We start from the raw sequence: 8996 nt of genomic DNA, 5'->3' as shown, positions 1-8996 counted from the left end.
AGGGAAAGATTTAATGATTTATGAAGGTGATAAATTTGATCCTTTAAAAAATCTCAAATTATCTGCTACTGATATTGATGGTAGTAATATAACTAATAAGATAGTTATTACGGAAAATACTGTTGATACATATAAACCAGGTTTATATACTGTAAAAGCTAATGTTCAATTAAGTGATAATACTAAGCTAGAAAAAGATTTTTTAGTTAGAGTTGAAACAACAGCATTGGAATTAGCGGTGGTATCTTTAGAAACAGAATCTGATATAGTAAAAAAGAAAGAAGAAGTGAATATTGATTTTGATGTTAAATCATCTAAAGATTATATATATGTAGAAAAAGTTGTTGTTAATGGTAAAGAATATAATGCCACAAGAAAATTAACTAAAAGTTTATTTTCTAAATCAGACAAGTATTCAACAGTTGTACAAGCTCCTGAAATAGCAGGAATTAATAATCTAACATTGGAAACCATAATAATGTCAGATGGTACTGAAGTTGCAATAAATAAAAGTGTTGCCATAGAAGTTTTACCAGAAGAACCAATAGTTGATGATTTAGTGGTAGATGGCAATATTGAAGATGATAATATAAATATTGATGCTGAATTTACCATTAAAGATATAGACAATACTTTAGAGTCTGGAAAAGTTATATTATATGATGAAAATAATGAAATAATAAGAGAAGATTATGTAAAAACAAATGAATTAGTAAAGTTAAAGTATGAACTTCTAGATGAAAAAGTATATACTTTAAAAGTTCTTAAATATACTAAGTCAAGACCAAGAGAAGCTGAATTAGTAAATAAAGTTATAGATTTAAGACGAGCAAGAGAAAAATTTATAAATAACTATAATCTAATAGAAGGAATAAATCATTTTTCATTAATTTCTGAAGTTGAAGAAGATAATTCCTCTTCTGAAAATAATGATAATGAGAAGGATTTAATAACAAGTAATTCAACAACTAATTCTAGTATATCTACAAGTGGTATAATTAAAAGTGATGCAGGAGAAACACCTAAAAAAACAATAAGTGTAAGTATTCCAACATCAATAGCATTTACTGTCAATAAAGATGCAGAGTTTATAGGTGCTAATATAAATATAACTAATAACGGAGAAGTACCGGTAGATATAAGTGCTATAAAATTTATGGATTATAATATAGATGAAGGGATAAAACTTATAACCACTACAGATGTAAGAACATCAGCAACAACAAAAAATACAGAAAGTGTTGGATATAGAAGAAATGAAATTAATTTATATTTAGAAGGTAATTTAAAGAAAGTTTATTTAGGACATGAAAAAATAGTTTCTCAACTTGGAGGGCAAGAAGCTTCTGAATCGCAAAAGAAAATAGCTAAAGTATTAGCAAATTCATCTACAACATTAACTTTAAATGGTGTTGCTGGGCAAAATCCATTAGAAGTTAATAAACCAATTAAAGATACCTTTAGATTGACTTTAAGAATTAAAAAAAGCTCAGAATAAAATTATAATATTAATGATTAAAAAGGGGGAAGAATGTTTATTGTTCCCCTTAAAATGTTATAGTTTAGATTATTATAGAAAGGAATACAATTAAATGAAATTTAATTTTAGTAAAAAAAACATTAAATTTATTTTGATTTTTGGAGTATTTATTGGAATAGGTGTAATTGCAGGATTAAGTGTAAATATTTATAAAAATTATGGTAGTAATTCAACTGGAGCTATAATACAAGATGGTGTTATATCAGGATATACTGCATCTGAAATTGAAGAGATAATGCAAAGAAAAGCCGATAAATCAACTTTTTCTTTTGAGATTAACTCAAGACCATTTTTCGAAAATGGAAAATCAGAAGGTAATATAAGAATATATAATCCACCTTTTAATAATTATTTAATAGATGTGGAAATTAAATTAGATTCCAATAGCAAAACCATATTTAAAAGTGGTAAACTTAAACCTAATCAATACATAGAAAAAGCAAAATTAAGTAGAAATCTTAAAAAAGGTGAATATGAAGCAACGGCTACTATAAGTGCATATGATCCAACAACAGAAGAATTATTAGGAATATCTGCAGCTAAGATGGTAATAGCTGTGGAAAATTAATGAGTAGGGGGATATTAATGAAAAGAGCAATACTTTTAGCTTTAATGTTTGCATTAACTAATTTTTCAATGACAACACAAGGGTACTCACAAATTGATTCTATAAGGACTATTGCAGAAGGAGAAATAGACGCACCTCCATCTAGTGGCGGAGAATCAGCAGGAAATACACCTTCAACTGGTGATGGAAGTACTTCTGAAGGAGAAAATGATAGTGATACTACAAATCCAAATGAACCAATTGAGCCCATAAGACCAGGCACTTCTCCAGAACCTGTTGATAAGGAAGTTGAGCTTGATGGTGCTATAGGTCCATGGGAACCAGATAGCGATGATATGCCAAATTTTGATGGGATTGAAAATGGAGATTTAATAGGTACTAAACCTAGTGATGAGAATTTGTTTAAAATATCAGTAACAGTTCCATTAAATATGAACTTTATGATAGTGAGTGATGATCCTATAAGATTTACTGGTAAATTTGTTTCACCGTATCATAGTATAACTAATAATGGAACATATCCATTAAATGTTTCCCTTAATAGTTTTACAAGAGCAGATGAAAGTAGCAATTCTAGTGGTACCGCAAGAACTAATAGTTCGAGTAAAGACACTAAGCTATATGTGGAAGAACCACAAGCTGGGAATAATAAAGTTGAAATGAGATTAAACTTAAACTATGATAGACCAGAGCAAGGTACATATTTAAAAACAATAAATTTACATAATTTATCTCAAACAACTGATAAAACTTTAGGTGAAATTGGTTCTAATGAAACTGCTAGAATATATTATAGAAGTGATTTATGGGAAACACCTAAAAGTGAAGGAATTACAGAAGATGTTGTTTCTAATTTTAATTTAATATTATCTTTTTCTACTCAAAACACAAATGCAGGTACAGAAAATGGAACAGGTGGTAGTGCAGGCACAGGCTCTGAAGGAAATGCTTCAAGTACACCTTCTAGTGGAAATATAACTAGTGGTGGAAGTAATGAAGGAGCTGATTCAGGTTCAGGTTCAACTGGAAGTGATACAAATATAGAACCTAGTGGAAACTAAAGTTAATTACATATAAAGTGGTGGTTAAGTATGAAAAAGAAAAATAGCATTATTGCAATTGGAATTGTAGTAGGTATAGGGTTGATTGTATTTTTAGCTTCATTTACTAGCAGTAAATTTAATAATATCAGCAAATATAAATTATTAGAAGCTCCTGACAGTGGAAATGAAGAAGATTTAGAATTTTTAAAGTATAAAGTTACATTGAAAAATGGAACTTATATGGAATATGATCAAACAACAAATACTTATAATTGGTCATAAAAAAGGAGGTGCTAATTTGAAAAGCAATAAAAATATAATAATAGCTATATCTTTAATAGTTGTATTTATCTTGGGGGCATTTTTAATTATAAAAAGCACTAAAAATACAGAGGAAAGTAGATTTTCTACTGCTATAGAGCAACCTTTTACTATAGACACTATAAATGTTGTATTTAATATAAACCAAGATGGAGATCATCCGTTATTAAAAACTTATTATGAAAATAATTCTAATAAAAAAATAACAAATATGACTTTACAAGTTAAGTATAAAAATACTGACACTGTTGAAGATATTAAGATAAGTGGTTTAGTATCTTCAGGAGAAAAGTCAAAAGAAGTGTTAATAGTAGGACCAGATAGTAGATTAGTTGAAGATGTAGAAATACTAAAATATAAGATATCAATAGAAGATGGAGTTTATATGGAATATAATCCAATAACTAGTGAGTACAATTGGTCATAAAATATATTAAATTTTTTATATAATGAATATAAAATTTTCCGAAAAAATAGAGAAAAAAATTGAAATATGTTAAAAGTATAATAGATTTAAAGGTATTATAGTTAATAGTTTATTAGTTATAGTATTTTTAAATCTTTTTTATATGTTTGTAAGAATGAAGGGATGAAATAAAAAAATAAGCTACGCTTATTTAAAAGTATAATAAGTTAGTGAGAGAACTACTTAAAAGTATCAAGAATATGTGAAGTATTATAACTTTACATAATGGAAGGTAATGTAACAGTTTATAGAATGTTAGAAAACTTTTTAAAATATTAGATAAAAATTACAAAGTTTGGCATAATAGTTTTAGGAGGTGGGACTTTTGAAATATTATTCAATAGGAGAATTTGCTAAAGCTATTGGAAAAACTACAAAAACTCTAAGAAATTGGGATAAAAATGGAAAGTTAAAACCAGTTAGAGTTGAAGATAGTGGATATAGGTATTATTCTCAAGAACAGCTTGATCGCTTTTTATTCAAATAGTTACAGTATTTAGTTGCAGACTTCAAAGTAAAAAAGCAAAAAAAGCTAAAAAATGATTAAGGAGTTATTGGAAGATGATACTTGCAAAAAAGATTAGATTATATCCAACAGAAGAACAAGAACAAAAATTATGGCAATCCGTTGGTACCGCAAGATTTATCTATAACTGGACTTTAAATAGACAAGAAGAAAGTTATAAAAATGGTGGTAAATTTATCAAAGATAGTGATTTAAGAAAAGAAATTACTCGACTTAAAAAAGATAAATTATCATGGCTTAATGAAGTGTCCAATAATGTAGCAAAACAATCAGTAAAAGATTGTTGTAATGCTTATAAAAACTTCTTTAAAGGTTTAGTTGATAAACCTAAATTTAAAAGTAGAAAGAAATCAAAACAATCTTTTTATAATGATACTTCTAAATTAAAAGCTAAAGAAAAATCAGTTTTAATTGAAAAAATAGGTTGGGTTAAAACTAAAGAACAATTACCTATGGATGTTAAATATACAAATCCAAGAATTAGCTATGATAATAAGTATTGGTATTTATCCGTAGGTATTGAAGAAGAAATGCCCGTAGTTCAATTAACTGGTGAAAGTTTGGGTATTGATGTTGGTATTAAAGATTTAGCTGTATGCAGTAATGGAATGACTTTCAAAAATATTAATAAATCTAAGGAAGTTAGAAGATTAAAAAAATCTTTAAAAAGAAAACAAAGACAATGTTCAAGGAAATATGATTTTAAATTAAAAATGAAGTATAAATGTGAGTTTTGTGGTATAGACTTTGTTGAAGCAGATAGATATTATCCATCATCAAAATTATGTAGTTGTTGTGGATCTATAAAAAAAGATTTAAAACTTAAAGATAGAATATATAAATGTTCATGTGGTTTAAATATAAATAGAGACTACAATGCAAGTATTAATCTTTCAAGATATAAATTAGCAATTTAATCACTTATAAGATATTGCTAATATATACCATGCGTTGTATGGGAATTTACGCCTTTGGAGTGTCATATCAAACTAAAGTAGTCTATGTTTATCAAGACAAAATAGGACACGTTGAATAAGGAATTAAACAAGCTTTATAAAGTTTTATAAAGTTTTGGCAACGGTGAAGTAGTGAAATAAAGAAAAAGACTTTTATATTTGATATGTGTAGCATTAATGACAATTGAATTTTTACCAAAACAATTAATAGCTAATGCTACATTAAACTCAAATGAAGTCAAAGAAATAGAAGAATCTGAAAATAAAGATATACAAAGTGAAAGTGAAGTTTCACCTATAGCCTTATACACTAGAGCTCAACCAACATCATTAACAGATGTTGTTTTTACAGTAAAAGGTGTTAGATATAGTAATGGTAACGATGAAAGATTTAAAATTAAATTCGATATCAGTAAAAAGTTTATAAAAGTAACGTTAAAGGTGATGACAACAATTCATATGCTGAGGGAACTGAAAGCTTAGAAAGAGGTAAAAAGTTATTTAAAGTAACTAATACTGGATTAGAAGTAGTAACTAATGATGCTCCAACAATAACTATAGCTTCTGAAGCAGGCTATACTGAAGTAACTGAAAATAATGAAACAGTTTGGAAAAAGACAATAAAAAGAGGAGATGATATAGATTTAGCAAAAGGGATAACAGTAAGTGATACTTTTGCCCAAGTTAATCATATTCCTGTATTATTAGATTATAGTGTTTTCAATAATATGAAGTTAGGTGAACAAACAGTTATATACATATTAACAGATAGTTGGGGAGCAAGAGTAACTAAGAAAGCTATAATTACAGTACAACCTAAGAATGATTTAGAGCAAGTTAAATTTAAGTTTTATTCTAAAGGTACTAATAATGAGTTGTTTAATATGACTATTGACTCTGTAAATCATAAAATAGAAGTTAATAGAGTATCAAGTAATAATCAAGCTATAAAAGGATATTCTGGAGCTGCTTTTAAAATTAAGATTATAGATGGTGTTAGAATTGAATTAGAAAAAATAAATATGTATGAAAGTTATTATGTAAGCTTATGGCTTCAAATCATAACAAGTTAAAGATTTTAGGAAATGTTATTAAAACAGATAGAGTGTCAGAAGATGATTATAGCAATGGAATAAATTCTGAAGATCAAATGTTAAATGTAAGATTTGAAAATACAGAAGAAGGTATTAAAGCTATTTATAATGCTACGCTAGTAATATCAATTATACCATAAAGTAATAATAGTTCAAGAATACAAAATACAAGTGAGTCTATAGTTAATTTAGGAGAATTTTTTCATTATTTAGGTGAAACTTACAAGTTAACAGAAAATATGCAAGTAACTGATGATAAGGATGGAGAAATAGATGTTGATAAGATAACAGCAACTATTCAAAAAGGTTTAGAAAGGCATGAACTAATATTTGGTGGTCGTAATATAAGTGAACAAGATTTTCCAGTTTTTAAATTAAAATTAGTTGAAGAAAACAATAAGCCTAAGATTAATTTTGAAGCTTTAATAAATGATCGAATTCTTGCTACATCTAAAAGTAATTATGATTACTATGGAGTAGAAATATTTAGAGATACTGAAAATACTGGAGTAAGAAATAGACTTGTTGAAGTTAAAGTTGAGGTACAGGATAATCCAAGTAATGAAAGTTTTAATATGAGAAATTTAGTAAGTCAAGATTTAGAGTATGAAGATAAAATTAAAGGTGATACTTGATTTTTTCTTATTTTAGAATAAGTAGAATATAGCTCAGTTAAATCCATCTCCTCCACAAACTGGCTTAGTAATCTCACCGAATCATTATCTGGAATTATGCAACTATATATCAAAAGGAAGTTTTAATTGATAAAACTTTCGATTTATAGATTAATCATTACTAGTTTATTGACATAATTAATTTAAATATTTATAATTATTATTGCAGCACTTTACAATAAATTTAACTAGCTTTATTACTATCGGCAAGATATTTAAATATATCTTCAGAGGTAGTAATATTTTTATATAATTGCAGTGTTTTAAGAAATTTACTAAAAATAAATTCCTTAGAAATACACTCTGATAAATGATATTTCACTTCTTGTGGACTTTGAAATTTATACTTATAAAGATTGTTGCTGATAAATGGTAATAGTATTGTTAGGCTATAGGCTTATACCTAGTAAATTAATTTACTTATTTATAGCCTCATTACTCTTTACCATATAATTCCCTAATGACCAAAAAGTTTTTTGTTGGTAGAAAATAGTTTCTATATTCCAACGTATTTTATATATGTTATAGGTTGATTTCTCTACAGGTTTATCTTGTTTAGTTTCATCAATTGATATATTATCAAAACTATTAATTTCATTAGGATCGATAATACTAATGTATAATCTAACAGAAGTAAATTTAACTATATCTGTAGTAGTAATTGTTATATACACTGGCGTATGAATTAAGTTTACAGCTAACTTTATGTGAGTAACAAAGGATTTACAATCTTTTTTATATTTTAAATTATGATAGTCTATTCTTTTACCTCTTTTTCTAGGGCTACCACGTTTGTGAGTTTTTTCTATATTAAGATCAAACATAGCTGCATCGCTACGCAAAGCACCTATTATATTTATATTTTCAAATTTTTTAATTGAACTTATAAATGGTGCTTTAGTATACCAACTATCACAAGTAATAATTACTTGATATTCTGCTAAAGCATGTGTTATATCCATAACCATATCTGCTGCTACTTCTAATTTAGTTTTATCATAAAGTCTATATTGGATAGGAAGCTTTAGATAATTAATTTTAGTATTATGGGTTATTGGAATAGCTATATCTAATGATATAAAACACTGGCCATTTAGATAAGATGATCTATTTTTACTTGTATGATCAAAAAACTTTTCATAACAATCAAATTTTTCACCAAATTTAGCTTAAAGAGTATCATCTATTATTAAGTATATAGTTGTAGTTTTCTTTAAAGTATTTGGTATAAGACTAATTGTCACGTTAAGCGTAGCTATCGCTAATTGGGATATATTAAAGGTTTTTTTTGTGCTAAGAAATAGTAAAATCTATTTAAGCAAGCATTCCAGTATTTCTTTATAAATTTATAGATCTAACTTCTTGAACATAAAGTAATGCAATAATAGTAATTTTAAAATTTTCAAAGCTTCTTTTATAAAAAATATCTTTATATTGAGATAAATATATTTCTAATGTTTTAATTATTGATTTATTGTTAATACTATTCATAAGGCCAAATACACTCCTGCTCTTGTTTGTATTTTGTTTTATGATTAGTTTTTGCAGGAGTTAAGTATTTGGCTCGTTTTATTTTATGGGATTTATTTTTAAATTACTTGTAAAGTGGTGTAATTAAAAATTAAGCTAATATATTATAGTATTTATTTTTAATGAAACAACCCCATTTAATTAAATAGAAAGGAGTGAAAAAAACAAATGAATAAAAGGTTAGTTTCTATTATTTGTGCAGCAGTAGTATTTACTCAAACCTTGCCAACAAATGCAATTGCAACAACAATTGAAGATACATTTATTAAAAAAGGTTT

Annotated in this window: 12 protein-coding genes and 1 pseudogene; 11 read left to right on the top strand and 2 right to left on the bottom strand. The window is 26.6% G+C overall.

The genetic code is table 11. The features are described 5' to 3' along the window. The 11 genes and pseudogenes from Q5O29_RS09940 to Q5O29_RS09890 all read left to right on the top strand — a co-directional run. Window positions 1–1498: hypothetical protein (locus tag Q5O29_RS09940; RefSeq protein WP_302632109.1), on the top strand; the 1498-nt coding region annotated here is incomplete at its 5' end. Window positions 1499–1592: 94 nt separating this feature from the next. Continuing rightward, window positions 1593–2108 carry a hypothetical protein gene (locus Q5O29_RS09935; RefSeq protein ID WP_022212791.1) on the top strand — a complete coding sequence of 172 codons (516 nt, stop codon included), beginning with the start codon at window positions 1593–1595 and terminating at the stop codon, window positions 2106–2108. Window positions 2109–2125: 17 nt separating this feature from the next. Next, window positions 2126–3169 carry a hypothetical protein gene (locus Q5O29_RS09930; RefSeq protein WP_022212790.1) on the top strand — a complete coding sequence of 348 codons (1044 nt, stop codon included), beginning with the start codon at window positions 2126–2128 and terminating at the stop codon, window positions 3167–3169. A 30-nt stretch (window positions 3170–3199) separates the two neighbouring features. Next, on the top strand, window positions 3200–3433 hold the full coding sequence (locus Q5O29_RS09925) for a hypothetical protein (RefSeq protein WP_022212789.1): 234 nt from the start codon (window positions 3200–3202) through the stop codon (window positions 3431–3433). A gap of 16 nt (window positions 3434–3449) precedes the next feature. Continuing rightward, on the top strand, window positions 3450–3899 hold the full coding sequence (locus Q5O29_RS09920) for a hypothetical protein (protein ID WP_302632107.1): 450 nt from the start codon (window positions 3450–3452) through the stop codon (window positions 3897–3899). 364 nt (window positions 3900–4263) lie between these two features. Further along, window positions 4264–4416 (top strand): annotated as a pseudogene (locus Q5O29_RS09915) (MerR family transcriptional regulator); the annotation flags it as partial. Between the two features lie 83 nt (window positions 4417–4499). Next, window positions 4500–5381: an RNA-guided endonuclease TnpB family protein gene (locus Q5O29_RS09910; RefSeq protein ID WP_022212786.1), complete on the top strand. Its 882-nt coding sequence runs from the start codon at window positions 4500–4502 to the stop codon at window positions 5379–5381. Between the two features lie 216 nt (window positions 5382–5597). Next, the gene (locus Q5O29_RS09905; protein WP_022212785.1) at window positions 5598–5903 is read left to right on the top strand and encodes a hypothetical protein; all 306 of its coding nucleotides are present in this window, start codon (window positions 5598–5600) and stop codon (window positions 5901–5903) included. Between the two features lie 245 nt (window positions 5904–6148). Next, window positions 6149–6493 carry a hypothetical protein gene (locus tag Q5O29_RS09900; RefSeq protein ID WP_022212784.1) on the top strand — a complete coding sequence of 115 codons (345 nt, stop codon included), beginning with the start codon at window positions 6149–6151 and terminating at the stop codon, window positions 6491–6493. Further along, complete coding sequence (locus tag Q5O29_RS09895) at window positions 6469–6654, top strand: hypothetical protein (RefSeq protein WP_022212783.1); 186 nt, start codon at window positions 6469–6471, stop codon at window positions 6652–6654. Before Q5O29_RS09900 ends, Q5O29_RS09895 begins: the two co-directional genes overlap by 25 nt. 99 nt (window positions 6655–6753) lie before the next feature. Further along, a complete protein-coding gene (locus Q5O29_RS09890; protein ID WP_022212782.1) occupies window positions 6754–7149 on the top strand; it encodes a hypothetical protein in 396 nt (131 codons plus the stop codon). Between the two features lie 455 nt (window positions 7150–7604). Here the strand turns inward: Q5O29_RS09890 and Q5O29_RS09880 are convergent, their stop codons facing one another. Beyond that, complete coding sequence (locus tag Q5O29_RS09880; protein ID WP_302632102.1) at window positions 7605–8150, bottom strand: transposase; 546 nt, start codon at window positions 8148–8150, stop codon at window positions 7605–7607. A gap of 376 nt (window positions 8151–8526) precedes the next feature. Continuing rightward, on the bottom strand, window positions 8527–8679 hold the full coding sequence (locus tag Q5O29_RS09875) for a hypothetical protein (RefSeq protein WP_022168771.1): 153 nt from the start codon (window positions 8677–8679) through the stop codon (window positions 8527–8529). Window positions 8680–8996 lie beyond the last annotated feature (317 nt).

The organism is Clostridium sp. CAG:265 (genome assembly GCF_000436575.1).
Taxonomy (GTDB): domain Bacteria; phylum Bacillota; class Clostridia; order Clostridiales; family Clostridiaceae; genus Clostridium; species Clostridium lentum.
Note: the sequence above shows the minus strand (reverse complement) of the source record. Positions and strands in the feature narration are given on the sequence as shown.